A 23323-nucleotide genomic window follows, 5' to 3' on the forward strand; every position below is an offset into this window, starting at 1 on the left:
CCTTAAACTATAGATAAAGAAATATTGTTGTATAGCAGACAAGCTGCGGCAACGATGGATACTACATCACTAGCGACTCTCTCTGCCAAAGAAAATCGTTCCGCAAATCCGGAACGATGCAGGCTGATGACAAACACCGCTTTCTTCGCTACTTTGCCTTGTCCGGTGCTCATTGCTCCGTGACAGCTTGTACTTTGAAAGACGAACGTTTCCATTCAGCCTGGTATAGTACCTTTTACGTACTGAATCGTTCCATGAACACATAACGGCTTTTTATCTAACGATCTAACGTTTCTTGCAATTCCTGTGCGAGTTCTTCGGGTGTCATTTGTCCAAGCGTGACACTTTGCAAACCTGAATTCAGCTTGTTAATGACTTCAACAGGCAAGACCGCATCATAGACGGGCGATACGTCACCATTCGCATATTCAATAAACGTTTTTAGCATCGGATTCACTTCTTCAGGAACAGGAACATTGGCAGCTGGAACAATTTCAGCTTTCATTAACTCTTGATAAAATTCATCACTGTAAAAGAATTTCAAAAACTGCTTTGCTGCTTCAAGCTCTTCTCCCTCAAGACTAGAATTGATCGCAATTCCTCGATTTACCGTTGATGGAACCGTTTCGGGATTTCCTTCTCCACCTTCAATGGCTGGAAAACGTGCAATGCCAATCTCTTTGTCTTCCGGTGCTTGTTCTGCAATAGGACCTACCGACCAAAGACCGTCCACCATCATTGCCGCTTCTCCATTCGTAAAGAGGGCTCGATGCTGTATGCTGTCAATGGCATTAAAATCTTCATTGAACGCTTCCATATCTGCAAGCTCTTTAATGACGCCCACAGCCTCTATGAATTTAGGGTCTGTAAACTTCGCTTCGCCAGCGATCACCTTTTCAAGAAAATCACTTCCTGTCAATCGATCGCCAATGGTTGACATGTACACAGATTGCATCGGCCATTGCGCTTTATTGCCGAACGTAATCGGAATAATATCATTGTCACGAAGCGTTTGAATCAAGGACTTAAAGTCTTTGTACGTCTCTGGAAAAGACTCATACCCTGCCTCTGCAAGCATTGCCTTGTCATAAAACACGACCGCCGTGATGGCCTGGCTCAATGGGAGTGCATATTGTTTGTCGTCTACACGATACCCCGCAAGCTGTGCATCCGTTACTTTCCCTTCCCATTGATCAAGAATGTCATCAATAGGAGCCAAAAGCCCAGCTTGCACGAGCGGTGTTATTTCAGAACCAGGCCATACTTGCATTAAATCTGGGAGTTCATTCCCTGCTGCCTGTGTTTTCAGCTTTACTTTATATTGATCATGAGGAATGTTTTGTTGATTAATTACGATGTCAGGATTTTCTTCCATGAACGCTTCTACTCGTGTTAAACTTGCGTCATTTTGCGCAGACGATTCAGCCCAGTTATTCCAAAAAGTAAGCTCAATTTTACCCTCATTTTCATTTGATGAAGATTGAGTTCCACAAGCTGTTAACAAAAACAAACCGACGAGTGAAGCAAGAACAGACCATTTTTTCATGAGAATCACCTTTCGTTTCTGTTTTCTAAGCACTTCAACATGCGACCATATGCTGACCTTTACTCTGGATGGATTAACCGTAGTTTCTTATGATGTTTTACGCTTTCCATGCAGCTTACGGCTAAGAAAACTGTCTTTCCCGGTAAAAACCAGGAAAGACTTTTAAAAAAAACGATACTCTATTTCTCAATTTCAGCTTGCAAATCTTCGGCAAGCTCTTCTGGTGTTTTCGTACCTAACGTGACCTCTTGAAGTCCTGAATTTAATGTTGAAATTACCTGTGCAGAAAGAACAGAATCATAGACAGGAGATAGTTCGCCACTAGACAATTCAGCGACACGCTGTACAAGTGGATCTACGCCTTCAGGAGCTTCTACGTTTGCCGCAGGAACAACTCCCGCTTCTAAGTAGGCTTTAAAAAGATCTTCAGTATAAAAGCCTTTCAAAAACTCTTTCGCAGCTTCTAGCTCAGCGCCTTCAAGATCACTGTTAATCGCAATTCCTGTTCCGACAACCGCAGGCACTGCTTCAGGATTTCCATCGCCACCTTCTATTGTTGGGAATTTAGCAATGCCGATGTTCATTCCTTCAGGAGCTTGTTCTTTCAATGAGCCGAGTGACCATGCGCCATCAATCATCATTGCCGCTTCTCCGCTCGTGAACAACACACGGTGCTGGATGTTGTCGATTGCGTTAAAGTCCTCGTTAAAGGCATTCATTTCGGCAAGCTCTTGGATCACGCCAACTGCCTTCACAAAACGCTCATCCGTGAAAGAGGCCTCACCAGCCACCACATTCGACAGGAAGTCGCTTCCTGTCATTCGATCACCGATTGCTGAAATATACGTTGACTGCAAAATCCATTGTGCTTTATTTCCAAGTGTGATCGGAATAATGTCGTTGCTTCGAAGGTCGGTAATGAGCTGTTTAAACTCTTCGTATGTTTTAGGAAACTCCTCGTACCCAGCTTCAGCAAGTATGTCTTTGTCATAATAAATCATGCCGGTGACCGTTTGGGCTGCCGGAATTGCATACTGACTTCCATCTATGCCGTAATCTCTCAATTGCGCATCACTAACGAGACCATCCCAATTGCCGACAATATCATCAATAGGCTGCAATAGACCTCCGCTGACAAGTGGTGATAGCTCCGATCCTGGCCACACCTGCATAAGATCAGGAAGTTCATTCCCCGCCGCTTGTGTCTTAAGCTTTACCTTATATTGATCATGAGGAATGCTTTGCTGCTCAATAATGATGTCCGGATGTTCCTCCATAAATTTCTCCACTTGCGCTAGATTTGCTTCATTTTGTGGAGAAGGGTCTGTCCAAATATTCCAGAGCGTTAAAGTCACTTTATCTTCAGCATTTCCCCCATCTCCAGACGCACTGTCTCCGCTACCGGAGCCACATGCAGAAAGGAGGACAAGCATGGTGACAAGACTAGCTGTCAGCCACTTTTTCATACAAATCAACCACCTTTTTTTATTGTAAACCGCTTACACAAAGTGTATAGCGCTTTCATTTATCTTGGAATACGGCAGAATTACATTTTCATAGGACTAATTTACGATCACTGTCTGTTCTGATTGTAAATTTGCACGATATGGGCGATTATGTTGCACTTGTAAATTCGTCATTAAATCTTTACAAAACCCTTCTTCAAAGGACGCCATTTCGCTTATTCATGCAGCTGGCGGCTACGCTTTCCTCGCCCATCCAGGGATCTATTCAACCCCCATCTCTCTTCCTGCATTACTACATGAAGGGCTTGATGGGATTGATGTGTATCATTCAAAACATAGTCCACAACAGGTCGAGCAGTGGAGACTGCTTGTGAAGAATAACGGGTTAATGATTTCAGGAGGAAGTGATTTTCATGGTCCTGAGTCTCGGAATCCATTTCCAATCGGAAGCTGCGGATTGACAAATAATGACGATTACAGCTTTTGGACTTGTGACAATTTCCGGGGAAATAATACAGCAAAGTCGCTTTAATTGTTCTTGCAACTAACAATGAAAAAGCCGCATCCTCAGTCAACGAGGGTGCGGCTTCTTCATTGTTATTTATTCTTTTATCGAGCCAAGCAAGGCTCCTTTCGCAAAATACTTCTGCAGAAACGGATAGACAAGCAATACAGGAATTGTAGCGACGACAATAACAGCCATTTTCACCGTTTGTTCTGGCGGAGGGACATCGGTGTAGGTTGCCCCATCATAACTGATTCCTGTCGCTAATACGACAATCTGCCTTAATAAAACTTGAACGGGCCAAAGATCTGCGTTGTTCAGATAAAGAATCGCATGCATGTAAGTGTTCCAATAGGTCACTGCGTAAAATAGAGAGATTGTAGCAATTGCCGGTAAGGAACACGGTAATACGATGCGAAATAGGACACCAAAATCACTACAGCCATCAATTTTAGCTGCTTCTTCAAGACCTGCGGGCAGGTTTTGGAAGAAAGTTTTTAAAATGATCATGTTAAACGCATTGATTGATACAGGAATCACAAGTGCTGCAAGTGTATTCATTAACCCTGTTTGCTGGACGACGAGGAATGTAGGAATCATACCACCGTTAAATAAGATGGTAAAGATGATGAAAAACATAATCAATCGACGACCATCTAAATTTCTCCGCGAGAGCGCATAAGCGGTTAATACCGAAAGTAGCATGCTCCAAATCGTACCTAAGACGGTGACACCAATGGAAATCATCATTGATTTTAGTAGAGTGTCCGTCGAAAAAATGTATTCATAGGCCGCTAAGCTCCAATCAGTTGGTATTAATACAAATTGTTTTGCAGCTAATTCAGCACTTGTCGTAAATGAACTCGCAACGACATGCACGAAAGGGAGTACTGTTGCCAACCCAATAATCGCGAGTATAATCAAGTTTGTGTAATTAAAGATCCGACTTCCTAGCGATTTGTCTTCAACCATGATGTCACTCCTCTAACAGTTTAATAAACGCCTTCTTCGCCAGCTTTTTTCGCCAACCAGTTCGCGAACATAACCATCACTAAGCCTACAATTCCTTTAAAGAAACCTACAGCAGTACTATAGCTGAACTGGCCTTGCTGAAGTCCCGTTGTATAGACGTACGTATCGAATATTTCAGCGACGTCACGATTTGATGCATTGAGCAACAAGTAAACATGCTCGAAACCTAGCTCAAGAACGTCACCAATTTTTAGAATGAGCAAGATGATAATGACACTTCGAATAGATGGAAGCGTAATATGCCACATTTGGCGCCAGCGACTGGCACCATCCATTCTTGCTGCCTCGTACAATTGCGGATCGACTGCTGCCATCGCTGCTAGGAATATAATCGTTCCCCAACCTGCCTCGCGCCAAATGACCTGCAGGATGTACATTGGTCTAAACCAATCTGGGTTAAGTAAAAAGTTAACTGGTTCAAATCCAAAGACTTGCAACAGTTCGTTTACAATCCCACCGTCTAATGTCAGCATGACGTAACTGATTGACACGACAATAACCCATGACATGAAATGAGGAATGTAAATTAATGTTTGAACCGTTCGTTTAAACATATGAATACGGACTTCATTCAACATTAATGAGAGTATTATAGGAATAGGGAAGAAAATAACAAGTTGAAGACCAAAGAGAATCAACGTATTCGCAAATATGTTCCAAAAATCTGGTTCTGAAAACAATCGTTCAAAATGGGCAAATCCAACCCATTCACTTCCCATGATCCCTTGGTAAGGTTTATATTCTTGAAAGGCAATGATAAGCCCATACATAGGTATATATTTATAAATAAGAAAGTACAACAGTCCTGGCAAAAGCATAATGTAAATGAGTTTATTGCGTTTAATACGACGGAACCTTTCAGCTTTCAGGTTTGCTTTATCGATTTTCGCTTGCTCCTGAGCCGCGATGTCGAGAGGCTGGTTCATTTTTGTCATCCTCCATTCTGTTTGTCTAATGCAAGTTCGCAAGTAAAGTGAAAGGAAGTATCGCTTGAGTCCTCTCTTCTTGGTCGTCTTCTATGCATTTATCACTTGATTGAGCTCTTATGCTCTTAGGACCAATTACAAGAAAACAATAAAGTTCATTATTTCTGACGGAATCTGCAGAATAAAATGAATTAGGGCATTAAAATTTTTTATAGCGAGAGGAATGACGTGATGTCATTCCTCTCACTGTCCATGTTAATTCGAATTGAGCTCTTCGTAAGAAGCATTGTACTCTTCAATAACAGCAGTACCACCCTGATTCTTCCAATCTTCTACAGCGCTTTCAAAACCAGCCTCATCAATCTGACCGATCATATACTTCCATGTCGCATCTTGAATGATCTGATTTAACCGCTCACCATTTTCAATAAATGTCTCGGAGTCTAGAGCGACTGTCGGATCATGAATCAAATAGTTCTCATTGTCTTTGATTAACTCTTCTGCTTTTTCTTTTGCTTCATAAGGGAAGACACCTTCGTAACGTCCATTCGTTTCCGGTCCACCAACTTCGATACTTTGGAATGGCTTGACTTCTCTGTCCTGAACAGAACTGTCAGCAATCACGTTTGCACGACCGTCTACGACTTCATAATTCTCTCCTTCGATTCCCCAGTAAAGTAAATTCGCATTTTCTGGAGTCATCAAGGCATCAAAGAAGCCAAGGATTTTGAGAAGTTCTTCTTCAGACTCCACTTTACTTTTAGGAAACATGACCATGTTTCCATAGCCTGGGATAGCCCATATTTGATATTCTCCGTTTGGTCCTTTGATCTGATTATGAACACCAAACTCAATGTCAGGGTTAAGCTCTTTAGCATCTTCATACAAGCTTAGTACATCCCCCATAGAACCAATATAGGCACCCGCCGTTCCATTTTTGAATAGGGTTTGCTGGTCCGTTTTGCTTGTAACTGGAAAATCTTGATTCATATACTTGTTTTCGTGAAGATCTTTAAAGTAATCCATCGTTTGCTTGTATTCTGGGAACATAAACTCTGGCATCAACTTTCCGTCCTGCTCGCCCCAGTTATTTGGCGTATTAAACCAGGAAGAAACCGTTTTGAAGGCGCCATAGACAAGGTCTGAACGATCAGTAAGGCCGATCGTGTCATCCTGGCCATCGCCATCTGGGTCATCTTCTGTAAACGCTCTCATCATTTCGTAAAAATCTTCCGTAGTCTCAGGTGCTTCAAGCCCCAAGTTATCTGCCCAATCCTTACGATAGATCAAACCTTGACGGGACAAAGGTCTTGCTTGATAAATCGAATACAGCTTTCCATCGACCATTGTGTTTGCCAACACCTGTTCATCAAGCTTGCTTAAATTCTCGAACTGTTCCATATAAGGCCCAATTTCCCAAAATTGATCGTCCCGGATCGCTTCTTTAAATTGAACAAAGGTCGTCTGATTTTTCATGAATACTGCGTCAGCAAATGAATTCGTAGCAAATGCAGAATTCAATCGTTCCACATAGGTGTTGTCTGGCACCCATTGAATCTCAATTTCCGTGTTTGTGCTTTCCTCTAATGCGTTTAGAATTTTGTCATCTGGTACTTCTGGGGTGTGTAAATTTGCCATAATTGAAAAGGCAAACGGTTCAGACGACGCCTCTCCAGCTTCTGACTGTTCAGTTTGGTCGGTTTGGTCAGCATCCCCACCATTTGAAGCGCTTTCATTTGATGCGCACCCAGCCAAGGCTGCAATTCCAAATAAAGATGAAAAAACAGCTGCAGCAAATTTCTGCCTTGGTTTCATTTGTAACTCCCCCTTTTTTCATTTCACTCTCTCATCATACTCAAACGAGATCATAACACCAATAATCATTAGTTCAGTTTATTGTAAAAATCACTGTTGTAGCAGGCTTTTTCAAACATAATCTAAGCAAATGATTATATGTTTTCTAAATTTTTCGGCATGCGTGGCTTTTCCTAAAAATTATCATGTCCGTGGGAGATGAATCTATCGGCAGCACGGAAAGGTTGAATAGTCCGAAAAAAATGATCAATATTGTCAAGAACGGTTAAAAACCCCTCCATCGATTTCAGGAGGGTATGTCTTATTCTTACAATGTCTTGCCATCATAGATAATCTTAATATAATCTTACATACATTTTAGGATTGAATCGCTTTGTTGGCAAGCTGTTTAAAAAACTATTTTTTAATTCACGTTTATTGGCGACCCTGACTAGCTTTGCCTGCCATCAATCTCAATGAATACAGCTGATAAAGATCTTTTTGGGGAGCGCTTCCTCTTCCAATCCAAGCTACAAGCCCCGCAAATAAGCTAAGCTCTGCTCAACACTGACATTTATATAATCAACGACACCCTTCCAAGTTAGAACTTCAAGGTCGGAGGACGCATCAGAAAATGCATCCTTGCTCGTCTGGAGGAGCAATTCAGTTAATTGTGCCTGTGGGATGTTACTAAACTGAACGTTCGGTGGATTTTTAAGCCATTCAAAATCAGAGGGGGCTTTACCAAACTCAGTCAGAAGAGGTTGGTTTAATTTCATGAAATCACGATAAAACGCATCGTACTGACTAGGATCCGATGTCACTCGATGATGTAGCCAATGATTATAAATAGTACTTAACCAAACATGATCTGCCACAAGATGGGTTGCGTATCCTCGCCACTTGGACGCTTGCGACAAATCCATGTGTTGACGTGCAAACTCTGCGAATTTGACTTTCAGCGTACCATCTTGGTCTTCCTGATAATAGTGCAATTGCGATTTCCCAACATGATCAGAAGCGGCGTTTGGGGCAAGCCCTCCTATAATGAAAGTTTCCATTTCAGTTTCTTCACGCTTTTCCGCTACCTCCGCTGCAATAATGGCATGCATAATTTTTGAGCCCATAGTATCCCGTCGTCAAAAACAATAAAAACCATTCTATTTACCTATGAAAACTCCATAACAAATAGAAGAGATTTTATCACCTACTTCATTGACAAAACGGTCTCCCCTCCTTTTTCGTGTACTTTCTTCTTGAAGTAATATTTTAGTTGAGATTTACTTACAAAAAATGACTCCAAAAACTGTAACGCTTTTTTATTAAAATAACACACTTTCTCTAAAATTCCCTTCCATATGTAATATAACCTTCTTTTTCAATCGATTTTTCTGAATGCTATGTGCTGTACTGAAAAAGACTTTGTATTCGTAACAGTTTTCGTTTCGGTATATACTACATTTATAGGATGAATTGATAGCTACATAGTAATCTTCCGCACCTTAAATTTTGGAGATACGCTCAGATTTAGCTGTGTAGACCTGCAATCCATTATTGTGGTTGCTTTTTATACAAGCTGCCATACGCTCGCTTTCACCATAAAGGGTACAAGTGCATCATCGACTCAAAAAGACTTCGTCGTGATTTCTTTGCTGCAGGAGTCTCTCTAGTGGCTGTTTTTTTTAATGCAATCATCTTATTGGTGTACAAATCGCTTTGTTCTTAGAGGCGCCCTTTTAAAAAATATAGGCTTATGAGCAATGGTATCTTACTATTTAATGGAGACAGCATGCGTTATTTTGAAGAGGTGAATTGATCTATCTCACCTTGCTTCCGCCCGAGAACAGCTAGTGTTGAAGTTGATTTTGCACTGCAAAAGTTGTCTGAATCACAAACAAACCTGAAGTTCACCTCTGAATCTATATTAGGTGATATAATTTTGCATGAAACGATGCACTTACTTTTCTTGTTTACTAAAGCAACCCAGCTGAACTCACTTTTTCATTTTCTCCATAGTCCCTTTCAATCCCTAATCGTACGACTATTGAAGCTCGCCTATTCGAACATACAAGGAGCCAGGAACAATGAATTTAAACCAATGGTTTGATAAAGGAATGGACTATGAAACCTATGTTGCTTCAATGACGGTGAAGCAAGATGAGCTTCTACACATCTACAAAAAACTTGCCTTTACAAAGGACGACTTATTGAATTTTGAAAGCCTTCGTCCAAAAAATCTTCGATGCATCGTTCTGTCTGCCGATTGGTGTGGTGACGCTGCCTTATGTGTTCCCATCTTTCAACGAATCGCTGAAGAGAGCAACATCACACTCCATTTTCTGCTCCGTGATGACAATCTAGAGCTGATGGATCAATACTTAACGAATGGGACTTCTCGATCCATTCCGAAGTTTATTTTTATTAATGAGGCTGGTCACGAAACGATGGTTTGGGGACCAAGATCCCCTCAATGGGAAGAGGAAATCACAAGGGAAAGAAGCGCATTGCCTGATAAAAGCGCACCAAACTATGATGCGATGTCAAAGGAGATGTATGCACGTTTTAAAACAAAAAGAACATCCGATCCGTTTGTTTGGAAGGACGTCATTAACGATTTTAAACGTTTGTTATAAAGAAAGCGTTCATTGTAAAATCAAATGCAACTCCTAGAAAAGGGAGAAGAAAACGTAAAAAATCTTGGTACGTGACGCTCCACAGCACCAAGACGCTTTACGCCCTATCAACGAAGGATACATGTCGATTCAAAACGGAGAGAGGCACCGCCCCTGCTGCAATGATGTGTCAATGTCACGTACTTGTTGTCTAGGCTTCACAAGCTGCTAAGCGACATGGCGGTCGACATTTCTGGTTTAGCCTTTTACTAGCATGGTCAGATTGTTTTTTCCTCCGTTTTTTGGCTCTCGAACAGATGAACACCCAGTTCTTCAAGAACATCGATGGCCTTTTCAACAGGTAGCTTCGGTAAGTGAAACTCGTGGTCGATCACTTCCCTGACCTCTTTGCGGTTAGCTAGCGTAACCTTTTTGCCCTCCCCGAGGCTGTTTCGGATACTCAACACATTGTTGACCAAGGAAAGTGAGCGCTGTTGATCCAATTGCCAAATCTGGCAGCGTAAATAGGCGGTGAAGAGACTATTCGGCTTGTAATAGCGTTCGATCGCCTCTTGAAAATCATCAAAGCGGTACGTTTTGCGGGTATCGAACGGCCAGTTCATTTCCGTAAGCAGCTTTCCATCGACCGCTCTGTGATACGTGTACGTTCCAGGTTCATCCCCCGGCCGTAACTTTACTTCTATGCCGCCGTAAGAGGACACATTATGGGGATCGGTTTCCAATCGAATCGGTTCAAAAAATGGAGCGCCGTTCCCGCAATCCACGTATAGTTCTTCTTGTTTATCGGGGACCCGGACGAGCAGCGCAACGTGATCCCCGCCTAGGAAAGTATAGCGGCTGTGAAATCCGAGCTGGTTCAGCAATTGATTGAGACTGCTATTGATGACATAACACGTTCCTCCCATATGATGCTGAAATAGGTGCTCCACAAACTTTTTTTCATCCTGTTGAAGTCTTTTCTGTTTGTGGTACGTTTTGTAATTTATTAATGTACTCACATTTTCAAAAGGAATACGGTTTAGATGAGCAGTGCATATCATTGTTAAATAGTCATGAGATGGCTCTTGAATCGGAACTTGAATGTAGTTCAAATAATTGATGGCCCATTGTGGTAATGGTTTATGAGTCAAGGTATTTCTCTCCTTTTTCGTTTCTTCAAAGTCACTCAACTTTCGCAGCGTACAAACGGCAACAAACCTTGATGTAAACAAGTAAAGCCTGATCGTCCATTGGTCTCCCCAAAAGTATTTTTTATGACACCCCTTCCCTTCCTTATCACGCGTATTCTTCTTCTCTAAGCGTAGCAATCGGCTCTAAGGATTGATGGCAAAAGACATTTAGGGCTCTTCCTTCTTTGATCTTATTCACCCAATCTGGATTAACCAGCGCCTCTCTCCCAATAGCAATCATATTCGCAGCTCCATCTGCCAAGAGGCTCTCTGCCTTTTCTGGATCACCTAATTTCCCGTTCGCTATAACAGGGAGATGGCTATATCGCTTCGCCAATTCAGCCAGCGTAAATTGTGTATTTGCAAATGCAGGTGCGAATGCCTTGTATTCGGTTGTATGAATATACGTTGGCGAAGCTTCCGCCAATTGTTCGAATATAGTTTGAGCATCCTTTTCTCCATTCGCCCATTTATGATGAAAATCATTTACTTTTCCCTGCGAAATACGGACACCTACGATATAGTTTGGGCCAACTGCCGACCGGATGGCGTGCAATACTTCTACAGTCAGGCGTATTCTATTTTCTGTTGATCCTCCGTATTCGTCTGTACGCTGATTTGTATAATCTGTTACGAATTGATCAAGCAAATAACCATTCGCTCCGTGCACTTCCACACCATCAAAGCCGACTTTTTTCGCTCGCACTGCTGCTTGAGCAAAACTGTCGATAGCGATTTGAATGTCTTCTTTTGTCATTTCTCTAGGCGTTGCAAATTCCCCGCTCCCCCCATGTTCTTTCAACAATTCTCCTACAGGTTGTACCGCTGAAGGAGCAATGGCAGTGAAATCGTTATGTTGAACAAGTGCTCCTGCATGCATGAGTTGCGCGATAACTTTTCCTCCTTCACGATGGACAGCTTCTATAACTGGCTGCCAAGAGGCTGCTTGATCCTCATCTGCGATCCCTGGCTGGTAGTTATAACTCCTGCTATTTACATGATTTGGATACAACCCTTCCGTAATGACTAATCCGATTCCACCTTTTGCAAAACGAGCATAATAACGAGCCATTTTTTCATTCGCCTTCCCAGATAGTTCCGCACTTGTACGGGTCATCGGTGCTAAAACGGCACGATTGGGTAAATCTAAACCCCCTAGCTGAAAATTCGAAAAAAGATTGTTCCACATTAACATCCCTCCTTGTTTGTTGCAATCATCCATTATGTCAAAAGAATACTTGCTTAGAATCATTGTATGTGTCTTGAAACATATAGTAAAATGATTGTTAAAGATGGTACCATCAATTTAATTGATGGTAAAAAGGAGTTTTACTATGGAATTAATTGATTTAAGAATGGTTGTTACCATCCAACAAGAAGGCAATATTACAAGAGCCGCAGAAAAGCTGGGTTATGTTCAATCTAATTTGACCATGCGAATCCGCAAACTAGAAGCAGAACTTGGTGTACAGATTTTTCACCGTGATCGAAAAGGGGTTACGCCGACCGAAAAAGGCATACTGTTATGTAATTATGCGACTAACATTTTACGGATGACAGAAGAAACCATTGCTGCCGTCACGGAAGCGGAATATCCTTGTGGCTCTTTAACCATTGGCGTAGTCGAAACCATTGCGTCTACTCCTTCTTTTATCCGTGCTTTATTTGAATTCCAAAAAAATTATCCAGAAGTGTATTTAAGACTTAGCACTGGCACTTCACCACAAAATTACCAGAAGGTACTGAACGGTGAATTAGATGGAGCGTTTCTAACCGGCGAATATGATCTTACTTCGGTACATGTCGCTTATGAGTTTGAAGAAGAAGTCTTTTTATTAACAAGTACACACGAAAAAGAAAAAGCAGATTTACCTGATTTTAACAAAATAGCATGGGTTGTATTTCCGGAAGGCTGTCCTTTACGTAAAGCCAATTCAACTTGGCTGCAAACGAAGGGAGTGCCCTTTGATAACATCATTGAAGTAAGTGCATTGGACACCATGCTAAACTGTGTACGGGCAGGAATTGGAAGTAGCCTTTTAACAGAATCAGTCGTAGACAAGGAAGATGAACAAATTCAGGCATATCAAGTACCGGAGCAATTTAGATATGCTACTTCCCGATTGGTTACTCGAAAAAGTTTATTTCTAAGCAAGACCTTCAAAGCTTTTGCGGCGTGTTTCGAAGAAGCAATGAACTTAAGAAACAACATAAATAAGGTGTAGAGGTTGTCAAGGGAGATTTAAGTCATCCAAGTACGTTAGTTTCTGCCCTAGCAGACGTAAGCGGCATTCATTTGGTTACAACATGAAAAACCGCTTCGTCAAAATACTTCGCTTTCCGCGGGCACGGCTTCAGCTTCCTCGGAGTCTTGCTTTCCTGCGGGATCTTCAGCTCGCGCTGTTCCCGCTGGAGTCTGCGTATTTTGACTACGCTGATGTTTCTTTCTGCGTAAATTGTTTTTATTTTGTCTGGGTCTCGTATAGCGGAGAAACGGAAAAGCGAGTTGAACCATATTGCTTTAGGAAACAAGACAAGTAAGCGCATCGTTACATGCAAAGTTATATCACCCAATGTAGATTCAGCAGTGGACTTCATGTTTGTTTGTGATTCAGACAACTTTTGCAGTGCAAAATCAACTTCAACACTAGCTGTTCTCGGACGGAAGCAAGGTGAGATAGATCAATCCACCTCTTCAAAACAACGCCTGCTGTATTTAATTAATATTAAGATACCATTGCTCATAAGCCTATATTTCCTAAAAGGGCGCCTCTAAGCAACAAAGCGGATTTGTACACCAATTAAGATGATTGCATTAAAAAAAGCAGCCACTAGCGAGACTCTTCGGCATAGAAAACACGATGAGGTCCTTTTTGAGTCGATGTTGCACTTGTACCCTTTAGGGTGAAAGCGAGCGTATGGCAGCTTGTATAAAAAGCAACCACAATAATGGATTGCAGGTCTACACAACTATATCTAAGCGTATCTCCAAAATTTAAGGTGCGAAAGTTTACAATGTAGCTATCAATTAAACCTATAAATTTTATACTCCGTTACACAGATTCAAGATTCATTCCAATGAAAAAAGGCAAACCTTTTTAGCAACGATCGGTTTGCCTTCTTTCTATTTAACATTGTACTCGCATTTCGTTCAGTCGCTGCCATTCTTGCTTTTATAATAATGCTGTGCACCAAAAGACGTATATCCACATGACTCGTACAAATGCAATGCCCCTGCATTTGTAGCCACGACTTCTAAGCACACACGTTTTTTTGTTCTCAACTGCTCTTTTGTTACTTGCCAGAGCGCTGCACGGCCATATCCCTTGCCGCGGTGCTTTTCCATAATTACAAAACCATAAATCCACGTCTCTGTTTCTCCTATATCAAGGCGCATTTTTCCAACGATTTCTCCAGCAACCTCAATGAGCTGTGTCCCATTCGTTGGGTCTTCCTGTATGTAATAGATGCCTTTCGCATCCTCCAAGGACATCTCAAATCCTTGCGTATCCAGAAAATAGATCATGTCTTCGTCGGTAGGTTGCGCATCCCGTACGTTGATCACACTCGCTTCATCCCCAGGAGATATTTCACAGCACATTTCATACTCCGTAAAAGCCAGCACCCAACCATTTTCTTTTGCAAAGGCTTCACCACTTTTACTACCCTCTGGATAATTATAGAGGATCTCCTTCTTTGACGCTCCCCAATCGCTTAAGGCTTGTGAAAAGAGGCTTGTGGCCACACCTTGACGTCTAGACGAAGCGTCCACCATGCTGCATATTTCCAGCTTTGAGCCGAAGTCGTACACGCCTAAAAAGCCGGTAAGCTTTTGGCCCGTATAATGAAAATAGTCATATTCACCGGTGTTCTTCCGTTTGGCAAGCATGTCCCAATTGAGCTTTAAACGGATGTTATCGTGCTTCTCAACGTTGCTTTGAAGCTCTTTGATCTCTTCAAGCTTCCTGCTGTCCATCGTTTCCCCTCCCGCTCTCCAATTGCTTTAATAGCATTAGAAAGGGTGTCTCTTCCATAGATTCCAACCGCCAATCGTGTGCTTCAAAGGGGAGTTGTGCTGTGACTTGGTTAGGAACAATCACACATGTCAGTCCGGCTTTTTTCGCCGCTGTGAGGCCATTCAATGAATCTTCAAAAACAACGACGTCTTTCTTCTCAACGCCGAGTTCTCTCACTGTTTTTTCATACAAGGCTGGATCTGGCTTAACGCGCTCTACATCATCCCGTGTATTAATCACAGAAAAATACCTATCGATGCAATGCTTCTTCGTCCAACGATCAATCCATTTTCGATCTGAGCTTGAAGCAAGCGCAATGGACAGACCAGCTTCCTGCGCTGCCTGTAAATACGCCTTCACCCCCGGACGCAAGGGGAGCTCCTTCATTCGATCTGCATGAAAATCTTGAATAAACAATTCGTAATCTGCATCCACAATTGGTTTGCCAAGCAATGTTTCTAAGTAACGTAGTGGATGAAACACGTCGATATCCGTTCCTATTGCTTGTGCGTATTTCTCTAAAGGAAGCTTTTGATCATACCGTTCAAAAACTGCCGCATAGGCATCGAACCATGGCGTTTCTGTATCTAATAGCAAACCATCAAAATCAAAGATAACAGCTTTCAATGCAGACAACTCCTCTCTCCATTAAGATGCACCGACACGAGGCAGCATGTTTTTCTTATACAACCGTGCGATGCTTTTCAGCAACGGTACCGGCATTTTTTTCGGAAAATACCATTTTCCATAGTGAGTCGCAAAAGCTCTTTTTAAATCATTCCATTGGTGACACGATTTCATTTGCCTGAACCGAGCAACATCAATCAGTTTCACTTCGCCGCTTGGTGTTAAGATGATGTTCTGCAAGTGAATATCCGAGGGATTTAAACCTCTTTCTCTAGCGGCTGACAAGGCCTCGTCAACTGCTTCAATATGAGCCTTCTCGACTGGATGCCCGTGAATAAGACAGCTGTAAAAGGTTTGCCCTTCTATATACTCAATGACAAGGTATCCATCGCCATATTCATAAAGTGTTGGATAAAAAGACAGTCCTTGGAGCTGGCGATAAATGGCTGCTTCTTCTTGAGCAATATGATGAAAGGGTGTAAAAAACACTTTTAACACTTTAGATGTGCCTTTGATTCGAAATACATAGGCACTTCTGCCTTTTCCGGCGAAAATAAGCTCTTCTGCTTTTGAAAGCAATGAAGGCTCTTGCTCAGATGCTGAAAATTGAACACTATGTGCAAGCTCACGTGCTGTTTTCATTCGTGGTCACCTCTTCTAAGACCTTACTATCAATTGATGATTGATGAGGCCACTTATACAAAAAAGACCTCACCGAAGAACGGTAAAGGTCTCGCAAACAACAAATGTTGTAAGCAAAGCCGAGGATTGCTCCTGTACTGACGACTTTACTTTTTTGAGCTACTCCCCTTTAAAGGAAAAAAACAATTCAACATCATTGAAAATTGACTTCTTTTGTAATCTATAGAATACCTTAGCGTATCCCTATACGTCAAGGTGTAACACCTTTGAATCAACTCGTTTGCTGAGCATTTAATCTGTCATTGGCTTCTACTTTATGATCAAGTGCGATAATGCGTGCTAGCGCAGTGGAAGGGGTCATTTTACGATAATGATGCGCGCCATTTGGCTCCTCATCTGCTTCATCTGCCTCATGAACGATCCGCTGCAATGGATTTAAAGCCAACTTTCCCTCTGGAAGGTATGAATCGGTATGAAGGAGAATCGCAATGGCGACGGTCTTGGCATTCGCAGGATGCTCTCCAAGCTGAAGAAGTAGCTTATGCGCACGTGTCGCGCCTTTAATGGCATGAATATCGTTTTGACGATAAAGCGCTGTGTCCCATTCACCGTCTCGATACCAAGTATAATGCCCAATATCGTGTAACAGACCCGCTTTTGCGGCGAAATCCATATTCTCCCCTTCTCGTTGCGCGTACGCCGCTGCATGCTCTGCAACCGTTACCGCATGTGCAATGCCTGAACGGGAGAGATATTTTTGGGCAATAGGGTGTAAAAACAGTTGTTCCAAAGTGACCTTACGCATTGTTGCTCCTCCTTTCCCTACAGTTTATTCACACTTCGCGAAAAATGTATTCTTACGAATATATCATTTTTCATTGCGTGCAACAAGTTTTTTTGATTTTAAATACCGCTCAGTTTACGCGGAAAGCCCGACATAACAAATATAACCTATCATCGCCAGCATGATCGCGTATTCCACAACACCGCCCGTTTTTGTGTAAAGCGGTGAACGCACGCGCAATCGAATAGGCCAAAACAGTTGAATGCCTTTCGTTGTTAACGCATCGAGGAGTAAGTGACTTCCTACACCAAACGCATACCCCACTGCGTAGGAAGACTCAGGAAGTAGATTGTAAAGCAAGAGGCTCCCCCCGATAAACAGCACCCAGCTATGTGTGATGGTTCGATGCCCAAACAATCCACTAATCAGCCATGAAAGACCTTTAAAGCGACGCCCAATTTTAGATCCCTTATGACAAAGATCCGGTAAAAGCGAGCTAATTGTACTCATAATGAGAACAACCCCTGGTGAAGCATTTGTGAATTCAATCGCTAGACAACCTGCTGCGATGCCGCCGACAATATGTGTTTTTCCTGTCATCCTTAAATCTCCGTTCATTGCATTTTCTAAGTACATTTGTTCGCTTTCTATTGTAACGTTCTTTTTCCCTACTGAGAAGAGGAGATCTATTTGATGCATCCTTTGTTTTAATTTGTGTGCGTAGGGAAAACTTGCTATAAGGAATCAAGTATAAGGAGATGATTTAGAATGGCACACTCAATACGTGTAGAAAAAGATGTATCCCTATTCGTTGAAGATATCGGTGAAGGGCAGCCGATCGTCTTTATTCATGGCTGGCCAGTTAATCATAAAATGTTTGAGTATCAGATGAACGAACTGCCTAAAAAAGGGTACCGATGTATCGGCATTGACCTTCGTGGCTTTGGCAAATCAGACAAACCAGCATTTGGGTATGATTACGATACGCTTGCTCAGGATGTAAAAAAGGTCATTGATTCGCTACAACTATCAAATGTTTTTGTGGCAGGCTTTTCAATGGGAGGACCGATTGCCATTCGTTACGCAACGAAGTTCGCCGGTGACGAACTCAAGCAATTAATCCTTATGGGTGCAGCAGCGCCTAGCTTTACACAGCGTAGTGGGTATGATGTAGGGATGAAAAAAGAGGATGTGGATGAACTTATTACTTCTATCCAAGCGGATCGGCCACAAGCTATAAAAGATTTTGGCTCTGCATTCTTTTACAGCGATGTTTCTGATTCTTTGGCGAACTGGTTTTTAGGTCTAGGTCTTGAAGCCTCGGCATATGGCACCATTGCAGCGGCAGAATCTTTAAGGGATGAAGACCTTCGCGAAGAAGTCACGAAGGTGTCTGTTCCTACATTGCTCATGCATGGCAAAAAAGATGAGATTTGTGACTTTGCCTTTTCAGAAAAATTGCATGAGGCGATTCCGAATTCAACTTTGATACCGTTTGAAAACAGCGGTCACGGTCTCATCTATGATGAAAAAGAGGCTTGCAACCAAGCCCTGCTTAATTTATTGCGTTAAAAGAGGAGCTGTCCCTAGATGTACATTTGGGACAGCTCCTCTTCTTTATTTAGTTACTCAACTTTCGCAGAGCAAAAAACACATTGAATGTTGACTGTGCATGAGTTGAAGCAAGGTGAGATAGATCTATTGACATCTTGAAAACATGTGTAAATTTAGAGATGCTAATGTTCACAATCCTGGATCTTTAAAAGGTCGTCTTTTGTATCGAAGAACTTCTACACCTTAAATCACGACTGCTTCGTCAAAATACTTCGCTTTCACCTTAAATGGCACAAGGGCAACATCTACTCAAAAAGACTTCGTCATGTTTTCTTTGCAACCTAAAGGGCATAAGTGCAACATCGATTCGAAAGTACCTCATCGTGTTTTCTTTACCGCAGGAGTCTATGTATGTTGACTACGCTGATGTTTTTTTCTGCGTTTTTATTCTTGTCACATAATAACATGAGGGCATTATTAAAAGCAGCCACTAGCGAGACTCCTGCGGGAAAAGCGAGCTAAGCGAGACCCCACAGAGCGCGCAAGCGATCGAGGAGGCTCGCAGTTCGCCCGGCGGCAAAGAAATCACGACGATAGTACTTCTGAGTCGATGATGCACTTGTACCCTTTAGGGTGAAAGCGAGCGTATGGCAGCTTGTATCAAAAGCAACTACAACATGGATAGTAGGTTTACCCAGTGATATCTAAGCGTACCTGCAAAATAAAAGGTGCGAAAGTTGAGTTAGATTGACTTCTCCCATGCTTGACGAGCAAGGCTTGCCATAACCAGAGATTGTTCCCACCGCTGTGCTTTTTCTTCTTCTTCACTTTGACCAATCAAAGCATATGGCGGCGGTCCAAGCTCACAAACAAAGGGAAAATAACTCCCCTCAGTAGCTGTACGTCTCCATTTCCTCATTCCCTCCGTCCACCAACGAAGAAAATCGTCGTTGTTCGGGTGCGAAACGTCCACCTGAATCTGTTCTCCGTTGGATATTCGTCCATGAATGGATGCTGTTCTGTTTAATAAAACCTGTAGCAAAGTCTCTGCCTCAGCAGAAATGGTTTTCATTTCTCCAGCCAACACATAATGAGAAAAGTCAATGGTTAGCTCTAAGTTGTTGTGGCAATTCACGTAGGACACAGTGCGAAGGAGGTCCTGTGTAATTGTACCGCGGTGTGTTTCAATATAAACCGGAACACCAGCCTCATCTGCTGCATCATGCATGGATTGAAGCAGTTCACCTGCTTGGTCACCAACAAGAAATGGCGTCATGACTTGGGCATTGATGAACGACACTTTTCCTTCATACGCATGTACTTTCTCCAAAAATCCCTTGAAATCATCGAGACTTGATGGATATGCGTTTACACTAAAGTGAAGCTGGTGATCCGATAGCGCTTGTTGCCACCACTGTGCCTTTTCTTCTTCAGGCAAAAATCCACAAATCCCAGTAAAACCAGCGTTGTGAATTGCCGCTATTTTACTAGCGTCGTCCCATTCTTTACCGTTTTCACCAAGTCCTTGCATCGTCCACCACGCCATTTGCACATCAAGATGGTGTTTAGTGCGGATAGACATCTTCGTGTTCAACTCCACAAGGACCGCCATCAGGATTTATGTTCAATTCAAGTGATTCTCCATTGCTTTTGTACAGCGGGTTGTAATGCATGCCAATTTCTCTCGCGGATGCGTTGGCATAATGACAAATAAACGCCCGTCGAAAGCGGTCCTTCGTTTTGTTTCTATACGAGCCATGAATTAAATTGCCATTAAAGAAGAGTACATCGCCTTCATCAAGTTTTACAGGAACAGCTTTTTTACCTTTAGGTGGTTTAACGTAACCTTTTGTAAAGGACTCAGTGGCATCGGATTCCTCTGGACAAACGATTTCATCGTTGTTGGTTTGTGGAACAACGAGCAACCCCCCATTGTCTTCGTCCGCGGCATCAATTGCTGTCCAAGCCGCAATACAGTTCCCTGGATCAACTTTTAAAAAAAAGTTATCTTGATGCAGTGCCTGCCCTCTTGCACCTGGTGGCTTATAGTAAAACATACTCTGCGCAGCAAGCACGTCCTCACTATACAAGTCTTCAAGCACATCAAGCACAGGTGAATGAAGCATATAATTTTTTGCGGTTTCATTAAATCGATGTGGGTGCATCACGCGAGGGTAGCGTTGTAACGGGTCCACTGCATCCCCTGACAAATCAGGTTCAAAATAACCAGGAACACTTTCATTTCCAATCCGCTCAAATGTGCTACGAATTACTTCAACGTCCTCTTGTGAAAACAGCCCTTTAACGACGACATATCCTTCATTATCGAATGTGCTTTTTTGTTCCTTCGTTAGCCTTTTCATGTTTGCATCTCCTCCTTGTAATCCTCTTTGTAAAGCGTACTAAAAAGCAAGCGTTTGCAACAGATAGCATCTGGCTAATGAACCATAGGATTTTGCTGTTTTTAAAAAGGAGATACCTTGTTATTGAAAAATTGTTACAGGCACAAAAACAATAAAAAAGAATCATCGCTTCCTCGATGGGAATGATGATTCTGATGTTTGCATTTGTACATGACGCCTTTTTTCGTTTTTGTCTTCCGAGTTGTCAAATCCGCAGCTGCATAAGGGCTTCGATTTAATTCAGGATCTCTTCTCCCCTCTCTAATTCGCTTGCTGCGCACTTTTTTCGCTTTCGATCGGGCCATTCTATTTCTCTCCTTCATGTTAGTTCTTGTTTTCATAAAAAACGAGCCGATTGTACGCGGGATCAGTAACCGTGCATTCCTTCCCTCCGGCTGGTCCATCCTCTAATCCCGGACGCGCGAAAGAGGCTTGCTGCGCCAAAAGTTGTTTCTGAAACGTTTCTATATTACCGACCTCAATGCGCAACGCTGCTCCTGGAGAGGAATCACCATAATGCTCACTTAAATGAAGAATACACTTGTCTTTTGAGACTTGCATATACAACGGAAAATCCTCTTCAAAGCGATGTGTCCAATCAACTGTAAAACCAAGAAAATCACAATAAAAATGTTTCGTTAGCTCTTCATCAAAAAAACGAAGAATTGGTATTGGAGCATTCATTGCATCAACCTCCTTTTCGTCAGTATACCATATGTTGATTCTATCGAATGATGCATCTATCCGCTATACTATAGGTAGAAAAATGTTCATTGGCATAGCTTCATTGGTTTTCTATTTCTTAGGGAGACGAAGGACACTGCTAAATAACGTCATTACAAAAATTGCATTGCTAAAAATAATCGTATGCGCTTTCATTGTCTCTCCGTCTTGAATCTCCATCTTTTCAGCATGTTTAATCCTGAGCAACCCACTAGACAAAATGAAAAAAGGCGCATATAGTAAGCATTAAGCTAACAAATAAACTAAATTTAATTGAATATGGATCTTCGGGGCAGGTGCAACTCCTGACCGGCGGTGAAAGCCCGCGACTCCTTATTGATGACGTCAGTAAGGACTGATCTGGTGAGATTCCAGAGCCGACGGTTAAAGTCCGGATGGGAGAAGATCACAATAAACATGGGCTATAATTTCAAAAAATTATGTGCACACGTTTATTTGATCACCCCTGTTTCCCGTGGAACAGGGGTGATTTGATTTTCGACGAGATCGTATTCAGCCGAAAGGGTTGAAGACATCATGCAACAACGGAATCACACATTTTGGCTCATTGTGATTGGCGCAGCATTTTGGGGCGCAACACCTGTTTTCCGGATGCTATTGCTGGATTCAATGACATCCACACAAATTGTTCTCATTGAACACATCGTGCTCGCACTCGTTACAGCACCTATTTTATACGCACACCGTCACGAGCTTGCTAGCTTAAATTGGCGTGATGTTGGCGCCCTCTTATTTATTTCCTGGGGTGGGTCAGCTGTTGCCTCGTTGCTCTTTACGCAAGGTCTTACCTACGGGGATATGAATGCCGTATTGCTGCTTCAAAAGGTCCAACCGATTGCGGCTATCCTTCTGGCACGTGTGTTGTTAAAGGAAAAGCTTCCTAAGCAATTTTCGTTTTTGTTTCCACTCGCTCTTGTAGGGACCTATTTCTTAACGTTTGGATTTTCTTTCCCTCTCAATGGTTGGGGAGAGGTTATAAATGTCGGAAGCTTATATTCTCTTGGCGCAGCCGTCTTATGGGGCGGTGCGACAGTGATGGGGCGTATTTTACTTAAAAAATTACAGTTTGAAACGGTCACCTCTTTACGCTTTCTTCTCGCTCTGCCCATGCTCGTATTGCTGTACAGCATTTCTCGGGATGCCTGGACGCTCCCTACTGAAGCGACTGCGCTCACAATGATTGCCGTCAATCTGCTTATTTCGGCATTGCTCCCAGGTCTCTTAAGCATGATGCTCTACTACAAAGGACTAGGGACAATGAAAGCATCAACGGCAACGCTGGCAGAACTCAGCTTTCCAATGACAGGCCTTCTCGTCAACTGGCTCGTTTTCCAACAAGAAGTGACCTTTGCTCAGATGATTGGTTTTCTTCTTATATGGATCGCTTTGTTCCTCATCTCTAGGCAAAAGGATGCTGCTTCGCCCGTTCAGAATGGTACAGTATCGTCTATTCCTGCATCACCGACTAGGTAAGAGATTGTCT

Annotated in this window: 22 protein-coding genes and 1 riboswitch; of the genes, 4 read left to right on the plus strand and 18 right to left on the minus strand. The window is 42.4% G+C overall.

The features are described 5' to 3' along the window. Window positions 1–2 precede the first annotated feature (2 nt). The 7 genes from EV213_RS20620 to EV213_RS01845 form a co-directional block, all read right to left on the minus strand. Window positions 3–173 carry a hypothetical protein gene (locus EV213_RS20620; protein WP_166639121.1) on the minus strand — a complete coding sequence of 57 codons (171 nt, stop codon included), beginning with the start codon at window positions 171–173 and terminating at the stop codon, window positions 3–5. Between the two features lie 104 nt (window positions 174–277). Further along, window positions 278–1546 carry an ABC transporter substrate-binding protein gene (locus EV213_RS01820; protein ID WP_133578763.1) on the minus strand — a complete coding sequence of 423 codons (1269 nt, stop codon included), beginning with the start codon at window positions 1544–1546 and terminating at the stop codon, window positions 278–280. A 179-nt stretch (window positions 1547–1725) separates the two neighbouring features. Then, window positions 1726–3012 carry an extracellular solute-binding protein gene (locus tag EV213_RS01825; RefSeq protein WP_133578764.1) on the minus strand — a complete coding sequence of 429 codons (1287 nt, stop codon included), beginning with the start codon at window positions 3010–3012 and terminating at the stop codon, window positions 1726–1728. A gap of 601 nt (window positions 3013–3613) precedes the next feature. Continuing rightward, window positions 3614–4489 (minus strand): carbohydrate ABC transporter permease, encoded by an 876-nt coding sequence (locus EV213_RS01830; protein WP_133578765.1) that lies wholly within the window; start codon window positions 4487–4489, stop codon window positions 3614–3616. A 20-nt stretch (window positions 4490–4509) separates the two neighbouring features. After that, complete coding sequence (locus tag EV213_RS01835) at window positions 4510–5475, minus strand: ABC transporter permease (protein WP_133578766.1); 966 nt, start codon at window positions 5473–5475, stop codon at window positions 4510–4512. 255 nt (window positions 5476–5730) lie between these two features. Further along, window positions 5731–7290, minus strand: a complete 1560-nt coding sequence (locus tag EV213_RS01840; RefSeq protein ID WP_133578767.1) for an extracellular solute-binding protein — start codon at window positions 7288–7290, stop codon at window positions 5731–5733. Between the two features lie 509 nt (window positions 7291–7799). Beyond that, complete coding sequence (locus EV213_RS01845) at window positions 7800–8396, minus strand: hypothetical protein (RefSeq protein WP_133578768.1); 597 nt, start codon at window positions 8394–8396, stop codon at window positions 7800–7802. Window positions 8397–9353: 957 nt separating this feature from the next. Between EV213_RS01845 and EV213_RS01850 the strand changes: the two genes are divergently transcribed. Next, complete coding sequence (locus EV213_RS01850) at window positions 9354–9902, plus strand: thioredoxin family protein (protein WP_133578769.1); 549 nt, start codon at window positions 9354–9356, stop codon at window positions 9900–9902. Window positions 9903–10159: 257 nt separating this feature from the next. Here EV213_RS01850 and EV213_RS01855 read toward each other — a convergent pair whose 3' ends face one another. Then, window positions 10160–11032 (minus strand): arylamine N-acetyltransferase, encoded by an 873-nt coding sequence (locus EV213_RS01855; RefSeq protein WP_133578770.1) that lies wholly within the window; start codon window positions 11030–11032, stop codon window positions 10160–10162. A 145-nt stretch (window positions 11033–11177) separates the two neighbouring features. Beyond that, on the minus strand, window positions 11178–12260 hold the full coding sequence (locus EV213_RS01860; RefSeq protein ID WP_341770313.1) for an oxidoreductase: 1083 nt from the start codon (window positions 12258–12260) through the stop codon (window positions 11178–11180). Between the two features lie 145 nt (window positions 12261–12405). On the opposite strand from EV213_RS01860, the gene EV213_RS01865 reads away from it, so the two are divergent. After that, on the plus strand, window positions 12406–13296 hold the full coding sequence (locus EV213_RS01865; RefSeq protein ID WP_133578772.1) for a LysR family transcriptional regulator: 891 nt from the start codon (window positions 12406–12408) through the stop codon (window positions 13294–13296). 926 nt (window positions 13297–14222) lie between these two features. Here EV213_RS01865 and EV213_RS01880 read toward each other — a convergent pair. From EV213_RS01880 to EV213_RS01900, 5 genes are all read right to left on the minus strand, one after another. After that, window positions 14223–15047 (minus strand): GNAT family N-acetyltransferase, encoded by an 825-nt coding sequence (locus EV213_RS01880; protein ID WP_133578774.1) that lies wholly within the window; start codon window positions 15045–15047, stop codon window positions 14223–14225. After that, window positions 15028–15714 (minus strand): HAD family hydrolase, encoded by a 687-nt coding sequence (locus EV213_RS01885; protein ID WP_133578775.1) that lies wholly within the window; start codon window positions 15712–15714, stop codon window positions 15028–15030. Before EV213_RS01885 ends, EV213_RS01880 begins: the two co-directional genes overlap by 20 nt. Window positions 15715–15735: 21 nt before the next feature. Beyond that, complete coding sequence (locus EV213_RS01890) at window positions 15736–16356, minus strand: protein kinase family protein (protein ID WP_133578776.1); 621 nt, start codon at window positions 16354–16356, stop codon at window positions 15736–15738. 271 nt (window positions 16357–16627) lie between these two features. Next, complete coding sequence (locus EV213_RS01895; RefSeq protein WP_133578777.1) at window positions 16628–17161, minus strand: HD domain-containing protein; 534 nt, start codon at window positions 17159–17161, stop codon at window positions 16628–16630. Window positions 17162–17275: 114 nt separating this feature from the next. Next, on the minus strand, window positions 17276–17740 hold the full coding sequence (locus EV213_RS01900; RefSeq protein ID WP_166639122.1) for a metal-dependent hydrolase: 465 nt from the start codon (window positions 17738–17740) through the stop codon (window positions 17276–17278). Window positions 17741–17908: 168 nt separating this feature from the next. On the opposite strand from EV213_RS01900, the gene EV213_RS01905 reads away from it, so the two are divergent. Continuing rightward, window positions 17909–18712: an alpha/beta fold hydrolase gene (locus EV213_RS01905; protein ID WP_133578779.1), complete on the plus strand. Its 804-nt coding sequence runs from the start codon at window positions 17909–17911 to the stop codon at window positions 18710–18712. A gap of 724 nt (window positions 18713–19436) precedes the next feature. On the opposite strand, the gene EV213_RS01910 is transcribed toward EV213_RS01905, so the two are convergent. The 4 genes from EV213_RS01910 to EV213_RS01925 all read right to left on the minus strand — a co-directional run bounded on the left by EV213_RS01910 (window position 19437) and on the right by EV213_RS01925 (window position 21780). Continuing rightward, the gene (locus tag EV213_RS01910) at window positions 19437–20276 is read right to left on the minus strand and encodes an apurinic/apyrimidinic endonuclease family protein (RefSeq protein WP_243739948.1); all 840 of its coding nucleotides are present in this window, start codon (window positions 20274–20276) and stop codon (window positions 19437–19439) included. Next, entirely contained in the window at window positions 20260–21057 is a 798-nt protein-coding gene (locus EV213_RS01915) for a phytanoyl-CoA dioxygenase family protein (RefSeq protein ID WP_133578780.1), read from the minus strand. Before EV213_RS01915 ends, EV213_RS01910 begins: the two co-directional genes overlap by 17 nt. A 134-nt stretch (window positions 21058–21191) precedes the next feature. Then, window positions 21192–21401 (minus strand): hypothetical protein, encoded by a 210-nt coding sequence (locus tag EV213_RS01920; protein ID WP_133578781.1) that lies wholly within the window; start codon window positions 21399–21401, stop codon window positions 21192–21194. A gap of 19 nt (window positions 21402–21420) precedes the next feature. Beyond that, entirely contained in the window at window positions 21421–21780 is a 360-nt protein-coding gene (locus EV213_RS01925; protein ID WP_133578782.1) for a glyoxalase superfamily protein, read from the minus strand. A gap of 318 nt (window positions 21781–22098) precedes the next feature. Next, window positions 22099–22230: riboswitch (FMN riboswitch) on the plus strand. Between the two features lie 126 nt (window positions 22231–22356). Between EV213_RS01925 and EV213_RS01930 the strand changes: the two genes are divergently transcribed. Beyond that, the gene (locus EV213_RS01930; protein ID WP_133578783.1) at window positions 22357–23313 is read left to right on the plus strand and encodes a DMT family transporter; all 957 of its coding nucleotides are present in this window, start codon (window positions 22357–22359) and stop codon (window positions 23311–23313) included. The last annotated feature ends 10 nt before the right edge of the window (window positions 23314–23323 follow it).

The sequence above is a fragment of the Aureibacillus halotolerans genome (genome assembly GCF_004363045.1).
GTDB classification, from domain to species: Bacteria; Bacillota; Bacilli; order Bacillales; family DSM-28697; genus Aureibacillus; species Aureibacillus halotolerans.